Here is an 18,191-nt window from a genome sequence, read left to right on the forward strand (position 1 = left end):
CCCGCTCCCGCTAGGGCGCGGATGTGCGGACGATCTTCAAAATTCTGGGCGCCTGCGTCCTGATCGCGCTGGCCGTCGCGCTCTACGGCCTGTCCGAGGCGCGGCGCGATCCGGCGGTACGGCGGATCACATTGCCGCTCGCCGACTGGCCGGCCGGCGCGAAGCCGGTGCGGGCGGTGCTGATCAGCGACGTGCATTTCGGCAATCTGGCGATGGGGCGGCAGCGGCTGGGGAGGATCGTCGAGCGGATCGACGCGCTGAAGCCCGACATCGTCCTGATCGCTGGCGATTTCATCGCCGGCCACACCGCCGATCTGGCCCGGGCATCGTCAGCCGATCTCGCCGCCGGCCTGTCGCGATTGCGCGCGCCGCTGGGCGTCGTCGCGGTACTGGGCAACCACGACTACGGAACGGACGTGGCGGCGGTGCTCCGCACGCTGGCCAGGGCGAACATCACGGTGCTGAAGAACGAGGCGACCCGGCGCGGGCCGCTGGCGATCGGCGGGATCGACGATATCGGCCATCGCCACGGTGATATCCCAGGAACGATGCGGGCATTGGCGTCGCTGCCCGGGGCGCGGATCGTGATGATGCACGATCCCGATGCGGTGCGCGCGATGCGGAGGCACAGTCTCGAGACCCGATTGCCGGATAACGGCCCACGCCTGATCGTGGCCGGGCATACGCATTGCGGGCAGATCGCGGTGCCGGGGCTGGGGCCCGTACTGACGCTGATCGATCACCGGACGACATTCCGGTGTGGCGTATCGTCCGCGGGCCGGGACAAGGTGGTCGTCACCAGCGGGGTCGGGACCAGCATCTTGCCGATCCGAATCGACGCGCCGCCGGACCTCTGGGTGCTGACCCTCGGCCCGGCGGCAACGCGACCTGAGCCTTAGCCGTTGCGGCTGGCTTCGAACAGGAACCAGGCGCGTTCCTCGGCCAGGTCGGTCCATTCGTCGAGGATGCCGCTGGTCGCATTGTCCTTGGCATCGTCGACGATCTCCTTCGCCTCGCGCAACGCCTCGACCAGTTTCAGATTGTCCTCGCGCAACTCGACCAGCATGTCGGTCGGGCTGACGAAGCTGTCGTCATTGTCCTTGATCGTCTGGTGGCGCGCGATATCGCCGATCGAGCGCAAGGTGGTGTTGCCGGTCTTGCGCACGCGCTCGGCGATCGCGTCGGTTGTGCCCAGGATCTGGGTCGCCTGATCGTCGAGCATCAGATGATAGTCGCGAAAATGCGGGCCGGAAACGTGCCAGTGGAAATTCTTGGTCTTGAGATACAAAGCGAAGCTGTCGGCGAGGATGCCGTTCAGCGCCTCGGCGACGGATTTGGCGGCATTGCTCTTGATGTCGGTCGGAGTCTTCAGCGGGGCGACGGGATCGGCCATGGATAGGGTCCTGATGATTGGGAATGGAGTCGTTGCGATAACGATCCGATAGCCGAAACGCTCCACCCAGCTTGTCCGAAATGCCCGATTGGTCTGATCGACCGGTCAGATCAGCCGGATCGCGCCCAAGGCCATGACGAGACCGGCGACCAGGAAGATCGCGGCGACCACGAAGCGTGCGGCGGTGATCGGCAGCTTGCGGCGCGCTGGCTCGCCGAGCAGGATCGCGGGGACATTGATCGCCAGCGCGCCGATCGTCGCGCCGATCGCGGCGAGCACGGGCGAGGGGCTGCGCGCCGTGATCGCCAGCGTGATGAACTGGCTGCGATCCCCGAGCGCCAGGATGGCCACGCCGAACAGGCTGGTGGCGAACGCGCCGATCTTCCAGCTGTCGAGTCGTTCGGGCGGCTTGATCGCCACCAGGCACGATCCGCCGGCGAAGATCAGGGCGATGGCGAGGAACAGGTCGCGCGCATTGGGCGACATCTGCGTCGCGATCAGGACGCCGCACACCGCCGCGATCGCATTGCCGATTGCCAGCGCGATCGCCGTGCCGAGGATCACCGCGCCGGGCCGGCCGAATCGGGTGGCGAGAATCGCGGTCAGCCAGGGGGTGCGGTCGGTCGCCTGCGCCATCAGCGCCGCGACCAAAGCCGCCATCAATGCGTCCAAGACATCATCCGAACATGCGCACGGCGCAGGCGGCGCGGAACGTGTCGCAGGCGGCATCGTCGTGCCGTTCGCTGCCGATCGCGTCGCGCAGGATGGCGAGCCAGCCATGGATCAGCGGCCCGCGCTCGCCGCGTGCCAGCGCCATCTCCAGCGCCTGCGCGACGGTGACGGCGGGGCGCATGCCGTTTCTATTGGCGAGATCGCGGATCGCATCGATCTCGCGCGCTAGGTCGTCGGGGCGTTTCAGGCCGATGCACGCATCGAGCATGCCGATTCGCGCCGCCAGCTCCTCCCGGACGCTGCCGAGTGTTCCGCCCACCGCTCTTTTTTGTACCATGCCCCACGCTCCCGCTTAAGGTCGCGAGCGTGCACCGGTGATGGTAAACAGGCCGTGAAGAGCCGTTTGGAAGCACGTCGGACTTGACTTGGCCGCGCGCTTGGCCCAACGGACGCGGCTTGTGAGCGGCAGCGCGTCTGCCGCTTTTGCTTTTTTACAGATTCAGGAATTCGGGTCATGGCAAAGCCGACCACCGTCAAGATCAAGCTGCTGAGCACGGCAGACACGGGCTTCTTCTACGTCACGAAGAAGAATCCGCGCACCAAGACCGAGAAGCTGAGCTTCTCGAAGTACGATCCCGTCGTGCGCAAGCATGTCGAGTTCAAGGAAACCAAGATCAAGTGATCTTGCGGTGGCGTGAGCCACCGGTTCCCGTCTCCGGGATGCCGAGCCGCGGGCGCAAGCCTTGCGGCTTTTTGCTTTTGTCTGCCTGGATGAAATCTCTGGGACGGATCGACATTAAGCATTTTTCGTCACCCCGGACCTGTTCCGGGGTCCACGAGGCGGCTTTCGATACGAACAGTGAATTGGACGGCGAGTTTGCGGCACGGTGGACCCCGGAACAGGTCCGGGGTGACGGTGAGTAGAGAACAAAATGCACTCCAACGGCTGACTGTCGCTCGGCGCTAAATCATGTGACGGAAGGTTGAGCCACATACTCCGTCATTCCCGCGAAGGCGGGAATCCATACCGGCTGAACCGAGTGAGTTTCCCAAAGGGCGATGACTATGGACTCCCGCCTTCGCGGGATTGACGATTGAAGGAAGGCGCAATTCGCACCAGAGTCATCAAGCACTAAGGCAGTAGCCCGCTCACCTCGTCCACGAAGCGCGCCAGCGAAATCGGTTTCGACACGTAGGAATCCGCCCCCGCCGCGCGTATGCGGTCCTCGTCGTCGCGGCCGGCATAGGCGGTGACGGCCATGATCGGGATCGATCGCAGCGTCGCGTCCGCCTTCAGCTGCAGGATCAGTTCGTATCCGCTGACATGCGGCAACTGGATGTCCATGATGACCAGGTCGGGCCGGAAATCGCGGGCGCGGTCGACCGCTTCGCGGCCGTCGCGGACTCCTTCGGGGAGATATTCGTGCGCGCGCAACAGATCGCAGAACAGCTTCAAGTTGAGTTCATTGTCCTCGACAACGAGCACCCTTTTTGCCACGCCCGCACGATCCTTCCAGCCGATAATGCGAGAGTGATAGGCAATGCGCGCGTCCGAGACAAATGAAGACGCAAGCGCGCTCGCGTTACGCGCCTTGGTATGGACCTTGGTGGAGCCGGAACGCGCCATCCGCCTGCTCGACGTGACCGGCCTGACGCCCGCCGACCTCCGCACGCGGGCGAGCGACCCGGCGGTGCTCGCCGCGACTTTGAGTTTCCTGGAGAATCACGAGCCGGACCTGATCGCCTGCGCCGACGGGCTCGGCGTAACCCCGGCGGCCCTGGTTGCGGCGCGCGGGGAGCTGGACGCATAAAGCCGCTGCTGATCACCGATTGCGACGAGGTGCTGCTGCACATGGTGCGGCATTTCGGCGTCTGGCTGGGCGAGACTCACGATGTCGATTTCACCATCGGCGGCGGCGATTTCTCGACCGCGATGCAACGGCGTGGCGGCGGCCCGGCGCTGACCCGCGAGGATATGTGGGGGATGCTCGACGGCTTCTTCCCGGCCGAGATGGATCGCCAGACCTTGGTCCCGCATGCGCGCGAAGCGTTGGCGGCGCTGTCCGAGATCGCCGATATCGTCGTGCTGACCAATCTGCAGGACGTCTGCCGCCAGCCGCGCATCGAGCAGCTGGCCAGGTTCGGCATCCAGCACCGCGTGGAATGCAATCAGGGCGGCAAGGGCACGCCGGTCGCGCGGCTGATCGCGGAATATGATCCGAGCGTCACGGTGTTCGTCGACGATCTGGCGATCCATCACGAGTCGGTCGCCCGCCACGCTCCGGAAGTCCACCGTCTCCACATGATCTCGGAACCGGCCATGGCACCGCACGTCGCCAAGGCGCCGGCTGCGCATGCCCGCATCGACGACTGGAACGATGCGGAGGTGTGGATCATGGAACGCTTCGTCGCCGGAGTGCCGGCGGACGCGATATGAGGGAGGGGTTCACCTTCTCGACGCGCTTCAAGGTGCGCTATGCCGAGATAGACGGGCAGAAGATCGTCTTTAACTCGCGCTATCTCGAATATGTCGATGTCGCCGTCACTGAATTCTGGCCGTGGACCGGGATCGAGGCGCTGCCGGAATGGCAGGACACCGAATTCAACGTGCGCCGCACCGAGATCGATTATCTCAAACCCTTCCGGCTCGGCGACGAGATCGAGGCGTTCGTGGCGATCGACCGCATCGGCAATAGCAGCCTGACGCAGCGCTTCGACCTGTGCCACGCGATCACCGGCGAATTGCACTGTACGGTCAATATGGTGATCGTGAACGTCGATCTGGCGACCGGACGGCCGGTGGCGCACGGCGCGGCGGTGCGCGCGTATCTGGAGCGGCTGGCGGGAAGTTAAGACACGAATTCTTCCGTCACCCCGCGCAGGCGGGGAGGACGAGAAAGGGGTCTGGTACCTGACTTTATTCCGCGGCCTCGGCGTGGGGCTCCCCGGTCGCCACATCCTCGGGCAGGGCCCAGACCAGTTCACCCTTGCTCAGCGCACGCCCGTCCCAGGCCCGCACCAGGATCGGGGCGATCGGGCGCATGTCGCGTTTGTCGACCAGCACGGGGGACGCGGCATAGCCGGTTTCCCAGCGTTCGCCCCATTGGCGCAGCGCCAGCATCGTCGGCAGCAGGGCCTCGCCCTTGTCGGTCAGGCGATATTCGATCTTGCGGCGATCCTCGGGCAGCGCATCGCGCTTGAGGATGCCATGTTCGACCAGCCGGGACAGGCGGTTGGCGAGAATGTTGCGCGCGATGCCCAGTTCGGACTGGAACTCCTCGAAATGGCGCAGGCCGTTGAACGACCCGCGCAGGATCAGGAACGACCAGCGTTCGCCCATCGCTTCCAGCGCGGCGGGCAGGCTGCATTCGGCCAGGTCGCGCAGCGGTTCGCGTAATTTTTCGCCCATAATCCCGCAGCCTATCGCATTTCCGAAAAGGGTCGCAACGATTTATCGATTTTCAGTTGCAAGCGGCAACCTATAGGCATAAGTGGCCTTTAGCAACCTATTGTGCTGCGCAATATATTCGGGAGGTCATGATGATCCGTTTTGCTTCTTTCGCCACCACGCTCGCCGCGTCTGCCCTGCTCGCCGTTTCTGCTGCAAGTGCGGGCTTTTACGATGCCAAGCCGGTCGCTGCGCCGGCCAAGGTCAGCTCGATCACCGCCGGCGTGATGTGGAAGTGCGCCGACGGCGTATGCACCGCCCCCGCGTCCACGACGCGCGCGCCGATCGTGTGCGAGCAGGTCGTCAAGCGCTATGGCGCGCTGACGAGCTTCGCGGCCGACGGCAAGGCGTTCGACGAGGCCGCGCTGGCGAAGTGCAATGCGCGCGCCAAATAACTGAAACTTGTGTTGCAAAGCAGCGGCACGCGGCCACATTGTGGGCGCGTGCTGCGGCAATACGAACTCATCGATCGGGTTTTGAGCTACGATCCCGACGCCGACGAGGCGTTGCTCAACCGCGCTTACGTTTTTTCGGTGAATGCGCACGGCACGCAGAAGCGTGCGTCCGGCGATCCCTATTTCAGCCATCCGATCGAAGTCGCCGGTATCCTGACCGAGCTGCACCTCGACGATCAGACCATCGCCACCGCGATCCTGCACGATACGGTCGAGGATACGGTCGCGACGATCGAACAGATCACCTCGCTGTTCGGTCCCGATGTCGCGCGTCTCGTCGATGGCGTGACTAAGCTCAGCAAGATCGAGGCGCAGACCGAGAACGAGCGCGCGGCGGAGAATCTGCGCAAGTTCCTGCTCGCAATGTCGGGCGATATCCGCGTGTTGCTGGTGAAGCTGGCGGATCGGCTGCACAACATGCGCACGCTGCATCATATCGCCAAGCCGGAGAAACGCCGCCGCATCGCGCGCGAGACGATGGATATCTACGCGCCGCTGGCCGAGCGGATCGGCATGTACGAATTCATGAAGGAGATGCAGACGCTCGCCTTCGCGCAACTCGAGCCGGAAGCGTACGAATCGATCACTCGCCGGCTGGAGTCGCTGAAGACCGGTGGCGGCGGGGATCGCATCGCCAAGATCGGGTCGGGACTGAAGCTGTTGCTCGGCCGGCATGGCATCAATGCCGATATCTCGGGCCGCGAAAAGCATCCGTACAGCATCTGGAAGAAGATGCAGGAACGTCACATCAGCTTCGAACAGCTCTCCGACATCATGGCGTTCCGCGCGATCGTGCCGACGGAAGAGGATTGCTACGCCGCGCTGGGCCAGATCCATCGTCGCTGGCCGATGGTGCCAGGACGGTTCAAGGATTACATCTCGACGCCCAAGCGCAACGGGTACCGTTCGCTGCATACGTCGGTGATCCATGCCGACAATACGCGCGTGGAAATCCAGATCCGCACCGAGGCGATGCACGAGGAGGCCGAACTCGGCCTTGCCGCGCACTGGGCCTACAAGCAGGACAAGGTGAAGCCGGAGACCCAGGTCAGCTGGATCCGCGACCTGGTCGAGATCCTCGACACGGCGGAAAGCCCGGAGGAGTTGCTCGAACACACCAAGATGGCGATGTATCAGGATCGCATCTTCGCCTTCACGCCGAAGGGGGAATTGATCCAGTTGCCCAAGGGCGCGACGCCGGTCGATTTCGCCTATGCCGTGCATACCGACCTTGGCGATCAGGCGGTCGGTGCCAAGATCAACGGGCGCGTGGTGCAGTTGCGCACGCCGATCGACAATGGCGATCAGGTGCAGATCCTGCGCTCCAAGGCGCAGGAGCCGCAACCGGCCTGGCTCAACTTTGCGATCACCGGCAAGGCGCTGGCCGGCATCCGCCGCCATCTGCGCCTGAAGGAGCGTGAGGAGACCCAGGCGCTGGGGCGCAAGATCTACGACGAACTGGTCGTGCGTTTGCCCGCGACCATGGCGGCGGACGCGCAGAAGGCGGCGCTGACCCGGCTGAAGCTTGCCGACGAGGCGGCCTTGATGGAGGCGATCGCCCGGCGGCGCGTGACCGATGCGCAGGTGATGGAGGCGCTGATGCCGGGATCGGCGGGGGCCGATGCCCTGCGCGAGCTGCCGCCGCAATCCAGCGCGATCTCGATCCGTGGGCTGACGCCCGGCGTCGCGTTCGATTTGGCCGAATGCTGCCATCCGGTGCCGGGGGACCGCATCGTCGGCCTGCGTCGGCCCGATGCGGGAATCGAGGTGCATACGATCGATTGCCCGGTGCTGGCGGCGGCGGACGATGCCGATTGGGTCGATCTCGCCTGGGGCGACAAGACCGAAGGCGCGACGGGCCGCATCCTGGTCGAGGTCAAGAACGAGCCCGGTGCGCTGGGCACGATCGCGACGATCATCGGCGCGCAGATGGCCAACATCGTCAATCTGCGGCTCGACAATCGCGATACCGGTTTCCACACCAACACGATCGACGTCGAGGTGCACGACGCGCAGCATCTGATGCGCGTGATCGGCGCTTTACGTGCCGCCGATGCGGTGAATGCGGTGGAGCGGGTCTGAACCCAGCCCCACCGTCCGGGCCTAGTTTATGCCGTGCATCCACTTCTTGAGCGGCCAGGACAACAGCAGCAGCAGGAGGCCTGCAGTTATTGCGATCCACGCGATCGTTGTGAATGTCCCTGTATATGTGTCGAGGCTGACCTTCAAATTGGTCACCTGTCCGCCTACCGTATCAACGCTTGCGAACTGGGCAACGATACCCGCAAAATACTGCGCAACCGAGATCGACAGAAACCATACGCCCATCATCAGCCCGACAACACGTGCGATCGACAATTTGGTAATCATCGATAGGCCGACCGGCGAAATGCATAATTCCGCAATCGAGTGGATCACATAAAGGCCGGCGAGCCACCAGAGGCCGACCTTGAAATCGGTGCCGGCAAAGGTCGAACCCCACACGAGGAACAGAAAGCCCGCGCCGACCGCCATTAGCGCGATGGCAAACTTGATGGGTATCGATGGCTCCAAGTTGCGCCGTGACAAAACGCCCCACAGGGCGCTCATGACAGGTGCTAGCAATACGATCGCGATTGGGTTGAAATTCTGCGTTTGAGGCGCGGACAGGCTGAACAAGCCAAATACGCTGCGGTCGGTGTTGCGGTCGGCAAATAGCGTGAGGCTCGACCCAGCCTGCTCAAACAGCGTCCAGAAGAAAACGTTGAATACGACCAGCACCATAGCCGCCAGCATCATCTGAAATTCTTTGCGCGTGCCGTTGGCGAAAGACCAGATCAAGATGCCGGGAACGCTGATCAGGAAAGTGCCGAACAGCAATTTGCCCATCAGCGACAGCGAAACGAGATAGCCGATGAAGCCGGATCCCTCGACTGGCGTCTCCGCGCTCATCAGATTTACAAAAAGGAAATACATGACAGGCACCGCGACCAACGCGCCTAGGTAGATCAGCATTGAGCGATCTGGGCCACTGCGCATAGGCGTATTGCCGATGCCGTCCAATCGACCGCCATGATAGCTGATCATGAAGAAGGAGATCAGCATCGCCACGCCTGCCAAACCAAGGCCCAACGGCCAGCCGAACGAATCTGCGAAGAATGCGCAGAGGAACTGGCCGAGGATCGAGCCGGTGTTGATGCCCATGTAGAAGATCGTGAACCCTGCGTCGCGGCGGCGGTCCCCATGAGCGTAGAGCTCGCCGACCATGGTAGAGATATTGGGTTTGAAAAAGCCGTTGCCGACCGAGATCAACGACAGCGCGATCAGCAGGATCGTGACGAGGATCGGGCTGCGGTCCGCTCCTTCGACGAAATGGCCGGCGGGTACGGTTTTGGCAACGCTGCCATTAGCGGCCAGCAATGCAAGGCTGCCATCCTCATTGCCTTGCATTTTTAACTTTTGCGCACCGTCGATCAAATAGCGCGCTTCCTTCGCATCGCTGGTCGGCGCGTCGCGAAAATTCTCGATAAGCACTTCATAGCGCGTGCCGTCGATCACCTGATAAGGCCTCGCCGACTGCCCGCCGAACGCAAGCGTGAAATAGCCTATCGCCATCAGGATTGCGCCGAAGCGAACCGCTCGCTTGGCACCAAGATACTGGTCCGCAATCAAGCCCCCGACGAGAGGAGTGAGATAGACGAGCGCAGTATATCCGCCGTACAATCCGGTCGATGCGCGATCACCCAGCACGAAATGCTTGGTGAGATATAGCGTCAGGAGGGCGCGCATGCCGTAATAGCCGAAGCGCTCCCACATCTCGGTGCCAAACAGCCAGAACAGCGACGCAGGATGGCCGAACCAGGTCTTGGTTTCGGCCGGATTGACGTGGCTGATATCCGGCTCGCCGCGGGAATCCGCGGTGGGGGTGTCGACCATCTTTTTAAGCTCCCTGAAACACTTGGCGGCACCGTCGAGAGCGGCACCTTGATGCGCGCGGAGACTAACGCCAATCGCCCGGGTGTAAATACGGATGCGTCGTGCCTAGATGGCGGACATGTTCAACGACTCCTCCACGCCGCTCTCGCTTCTAGCCACGCGCCGCTCGGGCAAGCCGCGCGATCTGACCCTGCCGGGGCCGGACGCCGCGCAGATCGCCGACATCCTCAGGATCGCCGCGCGCACGCCGGATCACGGTAAGCTCGCCCCCTGGCGCTTCGTGATCGTGCCGGACGACCGGCGGGGCGCGCTGGCACAGGTCATCACCGATGCGTATCGGGCGGAGCGACCGCAGGCGGCGCGACTGGAGATCGAATCGCTGGAGCAATTCGCGCATCAGGCACCGGCCCTAGTGGTGGTGATGTTCTCGCCGAAGACGGAAAGTCATATCCCGCTGTGGGAGCAGGAATTGTCGGCCGGCGCGGTGTGCATGAACCTGCTGCACGCGGTCCATGCCAGCGGGTTCGCCGGCGGCTGGCTCACCGGGTGGCCGAGCTTCAGCGATGCGGTGCGCGATGCGTTCGGCGCGGCGCCGGAACGGATCGCCGGTTTCATGTTCATCGGCACGCCGGGCCGGCCGCTGGACGAACGCCCCCGTCCCGATATGGACAAAATCGTCTCCTTCTGGAGATAGTTTGCGCTGGACGAAACGGTTCATTGGTGTATTAAGGCAGCATGACAGCGCTAAACAGCGAAGACAGCCCGGTTTACCTGAAGCTGCGTGCGACGATTTCCGCCGCGATCCTGCGCGGTGAATTCCGGGCCGGGGATCAATTGCCCTCGGTCCGCGCACTCGCCGCCGAACATGGCGCGAATCCGCTGACGGTCGCCAAGGCCTATCAAAGCTTCCAGGACGACGGCTATGTCGAGGTGCGGCGCGGCGTCGGCATGTTCGTGCTTCCGGGGGCGGCGGAGAAGCTAAAGGTCGCCGAGCGCGACCATTTCCTGAGAACCAGCTGGCCGCGGATTCGCAGCCATATCGATCTGCTCGGTCTGGACGCGGCGGATCTGCTGGAGCGCGAACGAGTCTGACGCCATTGCGTCATGCCGTTATCGTCATCCCGGCGAAGGCCGGGATCTCTAGCGATGCGCGGACGAGAGCCGCAGGAGACTCCAGCCGTCGCTGGGGTGACGGCGTTAAATGGCAGCCGGAAACACTCCCAAAGCCTCGACCTCTTCCACGCTTAGATCGATCCCGAACATCATGCTGAGTCGCAGCCGGTACACGCGCGGGTCGGTGATTTCGGCGACCGTCTCCTCGTCGCCGGCGCGGCGGCGATAGACATTGCCGTTCAGGCTCGCAAAACCCTTGGGCAGGACCGAGCTGACAATGCGCGACGTGGTGAAGCGGCTGGCCGGGGCGGTGGCGCACCAATGGTTGCCCATCAGCAGGTCCGATTCCCATACCGGGTTCAGTGTGAAGCTGTATTGCCGCTGGAAACCGTCGCCGCCGTCGCGCAGGAGCATCCAGCCGAACGTGTCGTCGCTCTCGAGCCGGAACGTCGAACCATCGGGCGCGGTCGCGGTGGCACCATCGGCCAGCGGCATCGGCGGAGTGTAGCTGCCGCCGAACCCGGGATCGGCGATCCAGTCCTGCCCCTCTGCCTGAACCAGGCTCAAGGTGTGCGTCTGTCCCGGCACCGCATCGGCGGTGTCGATCGGCATCAGCCACACCCGGCCGAGCAACGGGCGGGCGGCAAACCCCAAAGCCGCAAGTGCATCGCCGAACAGGCGGTTATGTTCGAAGCAATATCCCCCGCGCCGCGCGGTCACGAGCTTGGCGAACACCGATTCGCTGTCGATGCGGATGCCGCGCCCCAAGATCACGTCGAGGTTCTCGAACGGGATCGCCATGCGGTGCGCGCGTTGCAGCCGTTCCAGTCCCGCCGCGTCGGGCGACGGCCGCGCGCCAAGCGCGACGCGGGCCAGATAGGCGTCGAGGTCGAAGCTCATGCCGCGAAGACGTCGGCGGCGATCGAGTACAACACGTCCGCCTTTGCCGTCGCCGCCGCCTTCAACCCCAACGCCTCCGGCACGATCTGGTCCACGTAGAAGCGCGACGCCGCGATCTTCATCGCCAGGAAATCGGACGGTGCCTCAGCCGCGGCGATGCGCCCCTGCCGCTCCATCAGCCAGCCGCACACCGCGACCGAAAGCATCGTGAGAAACGGATACGATCCCGCCAGCTTGTCGTCGGCGTCGAGCGCCATCATCGCCCTGCCGATCTCGTCGCACGTGTCGATCAGCGTCACGAGCGTACGGTCCTGCGCCTCGGCCTTCATGTCGGCGATCAGCGTGTTGAACGCCCCGCCATTATCGAGGCCAAGCTTGCGCCCGACCAGATCGGCGGCCTGGATGCCGTTCGTGCCTTCGTAGATCGGGGTGATGCGCGCGTCGCGGAAGAACTGCGCCGCGCCCGTCTCTTCGATATAGCCCATGCCGCCGAACACCTGCACGCCGAGCGAGGAGACCTCGCAACCGATATCGGTGCCGTGCGCCTTGGCCAGCGGCGTCAGGATTTCCAGCCGGTTCTGCGCGCCGGCCTCGCCCAACGTCGCGCGATCGACCTGTGCGGCAGCGAGATAGACCAACGCGCGCGCGGCCTGGGTCTGCGCCTTCATCCGCATCAGCATGCGGCGCACGTCGGGATGTTCGACGATCTTGACCGAATCGCGGCTGGTCGATCCGGCGCGGGCCGATTGCACGCGCTCCAGCGCGTAGGCGACCGCCATCTGAGTCGCGCCCTCGGCCACCTGCACGCCCTGCAGGCCGACGTTGAGGCGGGCGTTGTTCATCATCGTGAACATCGCGCGGATGCCGCCATATTCGTGGCCGATCAGCTCGCCGATGCAATCGTCATGATCGCCGAAGCTCAGCACGCAGGTGGGCGAGGCATGCAGGCCCATCTTGTGTTCGATCGAAACGACGCGGACGTCGTTGAACTCGCCCGGCGTGCCATCCTCCTTCAGACGGTATTTGGGGACGAGGAACAGCGAGATGCCCTTGGTTCCGACCGGCGCGTCGGGGGTGCGCGCGAGAACGAGATGGACGATGTTCGGTGCCATGTCGTGATCGCCGAACGAGATGTAGATCTTGGTGCCCTTGATGCTCCAATTGCCATCCCCCAGCGGTTTGGCCTGGGTGCGCAGCGCGCCGACGTCCGATCCGGCCTGCGGTTCGGTCAGGTTCATCGTGCCGGTCCATTCCCCGGTCGCGAGGTGCGGCAGATATAACGCCTGCTGTTCGGGCGAGCCGTGATGCGCCAGCGCCTCGATCGCACCGACCGTCAGCGTGGGGGCGAGCGCGAAGCCCATGTTCGCGCTGCCCAACGTGTCGAGCACCGCCGTCTGGATCGCGAAGGGCAGGCCCTGTCCGCCGAATTCCTCCGGCACGCCGATCGTGCCCCAGCCGCCCTCGACATAATCGTGATAGGCCTGCACGAAGCCGTCCGGCATCACCACGCCCTCAGGCGTCCATTTCGCGCCGACCGTGTCGCCGGCGCGGGCAAGCGGTGCCCATTCGCCTTCCGCCAGCTGGCCCACGCCTTCGAGCACGGCATCGACCACATCGTCGCTGGCGGCGGCGAAACGGTCGGTCGCGGCGAGATCCGCGATGCGCGTGATATGGTCCAGCACGAAACGCTGGTCGGCAATGGCGGGGGTGAAGGGCATCGCTCTCTTATCCTGTTGCTTTGCACGGGCTATAGCGTCGGGCCATGGCCGATCCAAATCTCTCCGTCGAGACCGATATCGATACGTGCGTTGTACCGTATGGCGCGGCTGCGATCGCCGAAGCCGCGCGGGTCATCGCCGGTGGCGGGTGCGTCGCGGTGCCGACCGAGACGGTCTACGGGCTGGCGGCGGATGCGACCAATGCGCGCGCGGTGGCGGGGATTTATGCCGCAAAGGGGCGTCCGAGCTTCAATCCCCTCATCGTGCACGTGCCGGATCTCGCGGCGGCGGAAGCGCTGGCGGTGTTCGATGCGGATGCGCGCGCGCTGGCGGCGGCATTCTGGCCCGGCCCGTTGACGCTGGTTCTGCCCGTGCGCGCGGACTCCGGGCTGGCGTCGCTGGTGACGGCGGGGCTGGACACCGTGGCGATCCGGGTGCCGGCGCACCGCGCGATGCGCGCGTTGCTGGCGGCCTGCGGCGTGCCGCTCGCCGCGCCCTCCGCCAATGCCAGCAACGCGATCAGCCCGACGCGGGCGGCGCATGTCCTGGCGACCTTGAACGGCCGGATACCGCTAGTGATCGACGATGGCGCGACCGAGGCGGGGGTCGAGTCCACAATCGTCGCGACGACGGGGGATGTGCGGATTCTGCGCGAAGGGCCGATCACGCACGAGCAGCTTGGCTTGTTTCCCCACGAAGGCGGAGAAACAGCGACGGTGCCGGGGAAGGTTACTGCACCGGGGCAACTCGCGAGCCATTATGCGCCCAACAAGCGTTTGCGGCTGAATGCGACGGAGGCGGAACAGGGCGAATGGCTGATCGGCTTCGGAGAAATAGAAGGTGACGCCACTCTGTCAGTTATAGGTGATCTCACAGAAGCGGCTGCAAACCTTTTCGATGCGCTCCACCGCGCCGACACCAGCGATCGGGAGACCATTTCCGTCGCGCCGATCCCGGCCACCGGCATTGGCGCCGCTATCAACGACCGGTTGGCGCGGGCGGCGTATCGATAGAATTTTCTCACACAAAGCCACAAAGCCACGAAAAGACGGCAGAACTGTCAGTCGGCTTAGCTTCTTTTAGTGTCTTCGTGACTTTGTGTGAAAAAAATCTCGGCCTGCATCATCCAGCAGAATCCCGATAATGTTCACGCGGCGCGCAACGAAGGAGTCGGGGGTGCTGCCGCCTTTTTTTCTTTGCCTCAGCGTGAAAAAATCCTGTTTAAGCGCTAACCGCCGCCTTCGACCGCGCAGCGAAGCTCTTGCGCAGTTTCTGCAGCTTGGGCGGGATCACCGCCATGCAATACGGATTGCTGGAGCCGGACGTCTCCCAATATTCCTGATGATAATCCTCTGCCGGATACCATTCGCTGAGCGGTTCGATCGTCGTCACGATCGGGCCGGACGAGGTCGCGCCGGCGCGCGCCATCGCGGCGCGGGCTTCGGTTTCCTGCTCGTCGGAATGCGGGAAGATCGCCGAGCGATATTGCGTGCCGACATCGTTGCCCTGGCGGTTGAGCTGGGTTGGATCGTGCGTCGCGAAGAAGATGTCGAGCAGATCGCCGTAATGCAGCTGCGCGGGATCGAACGTGATGCGGATCGCCTCGGCATGGCCGGTATCGCCGCCGCATACCTGCTTGTACGTCGGGTTTGCGATATGACCGCCGATATAGCCGCTTTCGACCTTGGTCACGCCGATCACGTCGTTGAATACGGCCTCGGTGCACCAGAAACATCCCCCCGCTAGGGTGGCGACTTCATTTGCCATTTTCGAAACTCCCAAACTCGCTTCAACAAGGAAGCATGTATGCCCAAGATAGGAAGCCGGTGGCGCGGCGCAATCGGCGCTGATAGGCAGCGCCCGACGCGGGAGCGAATTGGCGGCGGTTTGGGGAGTGGCAGGCATGCACGATATGACGGTGCTGGTGACGGGCGGTGCGGGCTATATCGGCAGCCATGCGGTGTTGGCGCTACTCGATGCGGGATATCGCGTGGTAGTGGTCGACAATCTCACCACCGGGTTCGATTGGCTGGTCGATCCCCGCGCGACCCTGGTGCAAGGCGACATCGAGGACGACGATCTGGTGCGCGGCACGATCCGCGATCATGGGGTCGGCGCGATCATGCATTTCGCGGGATCGATCATCGTCCCCGAATCGGTCAGCGATCCGCTCAAATATTATCGCAACAACACCGTCGCCAGCCGCGCCGTGCTGGAAAGCGCCGTCGTGTGTGGCGTGAAGCATTTCATCTTCTCCTCCACCGCCGCGACCTACGGCACGCCGGAGAAGGTGCCGGTGGCCGAGGGCGATCCGACGATCCCGATCAACCCCTACGGCACGTCCAAGCTGATGACCGAGGCGATGCTGCGCGATGTCGCTGCGGCGCACCCGATCAATTATTGCGCGCTGCGCTATTTCAACGTGGCCGGTGCCGATCCGCAGCAGCGTTCGGGTCAGTCGACCGTCGGCGCGACGCATTTGATCAAGATCGCGGTCGAGGCGGCGCTGGGCAAGCGCGCCGGCGTCGGGGTGTACGGCACCGATTACGACACGCCGGACGGCACCGGCGTGCGCGATTACATCCATGTCAGCGATCTCGCCGCCGCGCATGTCGCCGCGCTGGCGGTGCTGATCGCCGAACCGGGCAGGAGCCACACGCTGAACGCCGGCTATGGCCGTGGTTTCTCCGTGCTCGAAGTGCTCGACGCGGTGGATCGCGTCACCAACATCAAGCTCGATCGCAAGATCGAGGGGCGGCGCGCGGGCGATGCGGGCGAATTGATCGCGGATAACAGCGCGATCCTCGCCACGCTGGACTGGACGCCGCAGCGCGCCGATCTCGACGGAATCGTGGCGGATGCGGTGGCGTGGGAGCGCAAACTCTCCGAACGCCAGTGACGGACGACACGGCGACGCACCGGGCGCCGCCGCGATCGACGCGGGCGGCGGTGCTGATCCCGTTCGGCATCGTGACGCTCGTCTGGGGTTCGACCTGGCTGGTAATCCGCGACCAGGTGTCGAGCGTCCCGCCCAGCTGGTCGGTCTGTTATCGTTTCCTCGTCGCGGGGCTGGCGATGATCGTCGTCGCCAAGTTCCGGCGCGAGCGCTTCGCGCTGGACGTGCGCGGCTGGGCGTTCGCCGCCGCGCTCGGGCTCAGCCAGTTCGTGCTCAACTTCAACTTCGTGTACCGCGCCGAGGAACACATCACGTCCGGCATCGTCGCCGTGGTCTTCGCGCTGATGCTCGTGCCCAACGCGGTGCTGGCGCGCATCCTGCTGGGGCAGCGCATGGGCGGCCAGCTGATCGTCGGATCGGCGGTGGCGATGGCCGGGATCGTCCTGCTGTTCCTCCACGAGGCACGCCTGTCGCCGAACGGCGCGGACGAGACGATGCTCGGCATCGGCTTCACCCTGATCGCGATCCTGTGCGCGTCGAGCGCGAACATCCTGCAGGCGACCGAAACCGCCAGGCGCTACCCGATGGTGCCGACGCTGGCGGCGGCGATGCTGATCGGCGCGGCGATCGACGCCGTCGTCGCGCTGTCGCTGTCGGGACCGCCGGCGTTCGAATGGCGCGCCAGCTATGCCGGCGGCATAATGTATCTCGCCTTGTTCGGATCGACGCTCAGCTTCCCGTTATACTTCCACGTCATCCGGCAGATCGGGCCGGCCAAGGCGGCCTATTCGGGCGTGATGGTGCCGGTGATCGCGATGCTGCTGTCCACCCTCTTCGAGGGCTATCTTTGGTCGCCGCTGGCGATATCCGGCGCTTTATTGGCGGGGGCCGGGCTGATCATCGCGCTTAGGGCACGCAGGCCCAACCGATAGTCGGGGTAGAGCGGGCGCCAGCCCAGCACGCGCTTCGCCTTGAGGTTCGTGACGCGGCGATTCTCGGCATAGAAGGCGCGCGCCATCGGCGACAGCGTGTCGAGCGTAACGAAGGGAGGCGTGTCCCGGCCCAGCAGGCGGGCGGCGAGCGCGATGACGTCATTCTGTCCGCACGGTTCGTCGTCGGACAGGTTGTACGCGCCCGCCGGTGCGTCGAGCGCCGCGATCACGCCGGAGACGATGTCGTTGACATGCACGCGGCTGAAGACCTGCGCGGGCAGGTCGATCCGGTGCGCCCTGCCTTGCGACACGCGGTCCAGCGCCGACCGACCGGGGCCGTAGATGCCGGGCAGGCGGAACACACGCGCGCCGAGCGCCAGCCACGCCGCGTCCGCCGCCGCCCGCGCGCCGCGCCGGCCGCGGATCGGCGCGCGCTCATCGACCCACGCGCCGCCCGCGTCGCCATAGACGCCGGTGGAAGACAGATAGCCGAGCCAGGCGTCCGATCCGGCCAGCGCCTCGCCATAGGTGGCGAGGGCGGGGTCCGACTCGTCGGCGGGCGGGACGGAAGACAGGATATGCGTCGCCAGCGCGAGTTCGCGGGTGATGGCGTGCGTGTCGCCGAAGCGTAGCGTGCCGCCACGCCCGTCCTGCGTGGTGCCGACGACCTGCCAGCCCTTGGCGCTCAGCGCGGCGGCGATGCGGACGGCGGTGTAGCCCAGACCAAAGATCAACAGACGCGGCATGGA

At 64.6% G+C, this 18,191-nt stretch carries 22 protein-coding genes; 12 read left to right on the forward strand and 10 right to left on the reverse strand.

Translation table 11 applies throughout. From position 1 onward, the window contains the following. Positions 1–23 precede the first annotated feature (23 nt). Positions 24–899 carry a metallophosphoesterase gene (locus ASG11_RS02665; protein WP_236697357.1) on the forward strand — a complete coding sequence of 292 codons (876 nt, stop codon included), beginning with the start codon at positions 24–26 and terminating at the stop codon, positions 897–899. Here ASG11_RS02665 and ASG11_RS02670 read toward each other — a convergent pair. From ASG11_RS02670 to ASG11_RS02680, 3 genes are all read right to left on the reverse strand, one after another. Beyond that, complete coding sequence (locus tag ASG11_RS02670; protein WP_055774832.1) at positions 896–1,393, reverse strand: Dps family protein; 498 nt, start codon at positions 1,391–1,393, stop codon at positions 896–898. The two genes, ASG11_RS02665 and ASG11_RS02670, sit on opposite strands and share 4 nt — an antisense overlap. Positions 1,394–1,498: 105 nt before the next feature. Continuing rightward, positions 1,499–2,065, reverse strand: coding sequence for a TMEM165/GDT1 family protein (locus tag ASG11_RS02675; protein WP_055774835.1), 567 nt, complete (start codon positions 2,063–2,065; stop codon positions 1,499–1,501). 4 nt (positions 2,066–2,069) lie between these two features. Beyond that, a complete protein-coding gene (locus ASG11_RS02680) occupies positions 2,070–2,402 on the reverse strand; it encodes a hypothetical protein (protein ID WP_055774837.1) in 333 nt (110 codons plus the stop codon). Between the two features lie 177 nt (positions 2,403–2,579). Between ASG11_RS02680 and rpmG the strand changes: the two genes are divergently transcribed. Beyond that, a complete protein-coding gene (gene rpmG, locus ASG11_RS02685; protein ID WP_055774840.1) occupies positions 2,580–2,747 on the forward strand; it encodes a 50S ribosomal protein L33 in 168 nt (55 codons plus the stop codon). Between the two features lie 450 nt (positions 2,748–3,197). On the opposite strand, the gene ASG11_RS02690 is transcribed toward rpmG, so the two are convergent. Continuing rightward, positions 3,198–3,563 (reverse strand): response regulator, encoded by a 366-nt coding sequence (locus ASG11_RS02690; RefSeq protein WP_055774843.1) that lies wholly within the window; start codon positions 3,561–3,563, stop codon positions 3,198–3,200. A gap of 43 nt (positions 3,564–3,606) precedes the next feature. On the opposite strand from ASG11_RS02690, the gene ASG11_RS02695 reads away from it, so the two are divergent. From ASG11_RS02695 to ASG11_RS02705, 3 genes are read left to right on the forward strand one after another with little or no spacing between them, the layout of a single operon-like run. Beyond that, on the forward strand, positions 3,607–3,876 hold the full coding sequence (locus tag ASG11_RS02695; RefSeq protein WP_055780128.1) for a DUF3572 domain-containing protein: 270 nt from the start codon (positions 3,607–3,609) through the stop codon (positions 3,874–3,876). Then, positions 3,873–4,502 (forward strand): hypothetical protein, encoded by a 630-nt coding sequence (locus ASG11_RS02700; RefSeq protein WP_055780131.1) that lies wholly within the window; start codon positions 3,873–3,875, stop codon positions 4,500–4,502. Before ASG11_RS02695 ends, ASG11_RS02700 begins: the two co-directional genes overlap by 4 nt. Continuing rightward, complete coding sequence (locus tag ASG11_RS02705) at positions 4,499–4,918, forward strand: acyl-CoA thioesterase (RefSeq protein WP_055774846.1); 420 nt, start codon at positions 4,499–4,501, stop codon at positions 4,916–4,918. Before ASG11_RS02700 ends, ASG11_RS02705 begins: the two co-directional genes overlap by 4 nt. Positions 4,919–4,982: 64 nt before the next feature. Here ASG11_RS02705 and ASG11_RS02710 read toward each other — a convergent pair whose 3' ends face one another. Next, on the reverse strand, positions 4,983–5,474 hold the full coding sequence (locus ASG11_RS02710) for a winged helix-turn-helix transcriptional regulator (RefSeq protein WP_055774848.1): 492 nt from the start codon (positions 5,472–5,474) through the stop codon (positions 4,983–4,985). Positions 5,475–5,605: 131 nt separating this feature from the next. On the opposite strand from ASG11_RS02710, the gene ASG11_RS02715 reads away from it, so the two are divergent. Next, positions 5,606–5,908 (forward strand): CC_3452 family protein, encoded by a 303-nt coding sequence (locus tag ASG11_RS02715; RefSeq protein WP_055780134.1) that lies wholly within the window; start codon positions 5,606–5,608, stop codon positions 5,906–5,908. A gap of 48 nt (positions 5,909–5,956) precedes the next feature. After that, on the forward strand, positions 5,957–8,050 hold the full coding sequence (locus ASG11_RS02720; RefSeq protein ID WP_055774852.1) for a RelA/SpoT family protein: 2,094 nt from the start codon (positions 5,957–5,959) through the stop codon (positions 8,048–8,050). Between the two features lie 21 nt (positions 8,051–8,071). Here ASG11_RS02720 and ASG11_RS02725 read toward each other — a convergent pair whose 3' ends face one another. After that, a complete protein-coding gene (locus ASG11_RS02725; RefSeq protein ID WP_055774855.1) occupies positions 8,072–9,883 on the reverse strand; it encodes a peptide MFS transporter in 1,812 nt (603 codons plus the stop codon). A 118-nt stretch (positions 9,884–10,001) separates the two neighbouring features. Between ASG11_RS02725 and ASG11_RS02730 the strand changes: the two genes are divergently transcribed. Next, the gene (locus ASG11_RS02730) at positions 10,002–10,577 is read left to right on the forward strand and encodes a nitroreductase family protein (RefSeq protein ID WP_055780137.1); all 576 of its coding nucleotides are present in this window, start codon (positions 10,002–10,004) and stop codon (positions 10,575–10,577) included. Between the two features lie 41 nt (positions 10,578–10,618). Next, positions 10,619–10,975 (forward strand): GntR family transcriptional regulator, encoded by a 357-nt coding sequence (locus ASG11_RS02735; RefSeq protein WP_055774858.1) that lies wholly within the window; start codon positions 10,619–10,621, stop codon positions 10,973–10,975. 105 nt (positions 10,976–11,080) lie between these two features. Here the strand turns inward: ASG11_RS02735 and ASG11_RS02740 are convergent, their stop codons facing one another. Continuing rightward, positions 11,081–11,896 carry an arylamine N-acetyltransferase family protein gene (locus ASG11_RS02740; RefSeq protein WP_055774861.1) on the reverse strand — a complete coding sequence of 272 codons (816 nt, stop codon included), beginning with the start codon at positions 11,894–11,896 and terminating at the stop codon, positions 11,081–11,083. Beyond that, positions 11,893–13,614 (reverse strand): acyl-CoA dehydrogenase, encoded by a 1,722-nt coding sequence (locus ASG11_RS02745; protein WP_055774863.1) that lies wholly within the window; start codon positions 13,612–13,614, stop codon positions 11,893–11,895. The genes ASG11_RS02740 and ASG11_RS02745 overlap by 4 nt, the downstream gene beginning before the upstream one ends. A 44-nt stretch (positions 13,615–13,658) precedes the next feature. Between ASG11_RS02745 and ASG11_RS02750 the strand changes: the two genes are divergently transcribed. Further along, complete coding sequence (locus tag ASG11_RS02750; RefSeq protein ID WP_055774866.1) at positions 13,659–14,627, forward strand: L-threonylcarbamoyladenylate synthase; 969 nt, start codon at positions 13,659–13,661, stop codon at positions 14,625–14,627. Positions 14,628–14,835: 208 nt separating this feature from the next. Here ASG11_RS02750 and msrA read toward each other — a convergent pair whose 3' ends face one another. Then, a complete protein-coding gene (msrA, locus tag ASG11_RS02755) occupies positions 14,836–15,381 on the reverse strand; it encodes a peptide-methionine (S)-S-oxide reductase MsrA (RefSeq protein WP_055774869.1) in 546 nt (181 codons plus the stop codon). A 136-nt stretch (positions 15,382–15,517) separates the two neighbouring features. Here msrA and galE point away from each other — a divergent pair, with 136 nt between their 5' ends. After that, positions 15,518–16,513, forward strand: a complete 996-nt coding sequence (gene galE / locus ASG11_RS02760; protein ID WP_055774872.1) for a UDP-glucose 4-epimerase GalE — start codon at positions 15,518–15,520, stop codon at positions 16,511–16,513. Then, complete coding sequence (locus tag ASG11_RS02765; protein ID WP_055774875.1) at positions 16,510–17,442, forward strand: DMT family transporter; 933 nt, start codon at positions 16,510–16,512, stop codon at positions 17,440–17,442. Before galE ends, ASG11_RS02765 begins: the two co-directional genes overlap by 4 nt. Here the strand turns inward: ASG11_RS02765 and ASG11_RS18205 are convergent. Further along, positions 17,352–18,188 carry an NAD(P)-dependent oxidoreductase gene (locus ASG11_RS18205; RefSeq protein ID WP_082472554.1) on the reverse strand — a complete coding sequence of 279 codons (837 nt, stop codon included), beginning with the start codon at positions 18,186–18,188 and terminating at the stop codon, positions 17,352–17,354. The two genes, ASG11_RS02765 and ASG11_RS18205, sit on opposite strands and share 91 nt — an antisense overlap. Between the last annotated feature and the right edge of the window lie 3 nt (positions 18,189–18,191).

The organism is Sphingomonas sp. Leaf357 (assembly GCF_001423845.1).
Lineage (GTDB): Bacteria > Pseudomonadota > Alphaproteobacteria > Sphingomonadales > Sphingomonadaceae > Sphingomonas.

What these genes read in the sequence shown, in the direction of transcription:
- ASG11_RS02725 (WP_055774855.1), bottom strand. Translation starts at nt 9,883, where the DNA reads ATGGTCGACACCCCCACCGCGGATTCCCGCGGCGAGCCGGATATCAGC.
- ASG11_RS02715 (WP_055780134.1), top strand. Translation starts at nt 5,606, where the DNA reads ATGATCCGTTTTGCTTCTTTCGCCACCACGCTCGCCGCGTCTGCCCTG.
- ASG11_RS02740 (WP_055774861.1), bottom strand. Translation starts at nt 11,896, where the DNA reads ATGAGCTTCGACCTCGACGCCTATCTGGCCCGCGTCGCGCTTGGCGCG.
- ASG11_RS02670 (WP_055774832.1), bottom strand. Translation starts at nt 1,393, where the DNA reads ATGGCCGATCCCGTCGCCCCGCTGAAGACTCCGACCGACATCAAGAGC.
- ASG11_RS02695 (WP_055780128.1), top strand. Translation starts at nt 3,607, where the DNA reads ATGCGCGCGTCCGAGACAAATGAAGACGCAAGCGCGCTCGCGTTACGC.
- ASG11_RS18205 (WP_082472554.1), bottom strand. Translation starts at nt 18,188, where the DNA reads ATGCCGCGTCTGTTGATCTTTGGTCTGGGCTACACCGCCGTCCGCATC.
- ASG11_RS02680 (WP_055774837.1), bottom strand. Translation starts at nt 2,402, where the DNA reads ATGGTACAAAAAAGAGCGGTGGGCGGAACACTCGGCAGCGTCCGGGAG.
- msrA (WP_055774869.1), bottom strand. Translation starts at nt 15,381, where the DNA reads ATGGCAAATGAAGTCGCCACCCTAGCGGGGGGATGTTTCTGGTGCACC.
- ASG11_RS02710 (WP_055774848.1), bottom strand. Translation starts at nt 5,474, where the DNA reads ATGGGCGAAAAATTACGCGAACCGCTGCGCGACCTGGCCGAATGCAGC.
- ASG11_RS02750 (WP_055774866.1), top strand. Translation starts at nt 13,659, where the DNA reads ATGGCCGATCCAAATCTCTCCGTCGAGACCGATATCGATACGTGCGTT.
- ASG11_RS02730 (WP_055780137.1), top strand. Translation starts at nt 10,002, where the DNA reads ATGTTCAACGACTCCTCCACGCCGCTCTCGCTTCTAGCCACGCGCCGC.
- ASG11_RS02735 (WP_055774858.1), top strand. Translation starts at nt 10,619, where the DNA reads ATGACAGCGCTAAACAGCGAAGACAGCCCGGTTTACCTGAAGCTGCGT.
- galE (WP_055774872.1), top strand. Translation starts at nt 15,518, where the DNA reads ATGCACGATATGACGGTGCTGGTGACGGGCGGTGCGGGCTATATCGGC.
- rpmG (WP_055774840.1), top strand. Translation starts at nt 2,580, where the DNA reads ATGGCAAAGCCGACCACCGTCAAGATCAAGCTGCTGAGCACGGCAGAC.
- ASG11_RS02745 (WP_055774863.1), bottom strand. Translation starts at nt 13,614, where the DNA reads ATGCCCTTCACCCCCGCCATTGCCGACCAGCGTTTCGTGCTGGACCAT.
- ASG11_RS02705 (WP_055774846.1), top strand. Translation starts at nt 4,499, where the DNA reads ATGAGGGAGGGGTTCACCTTCTCGACGCGCTTCAAGGTGCGCTATGCC.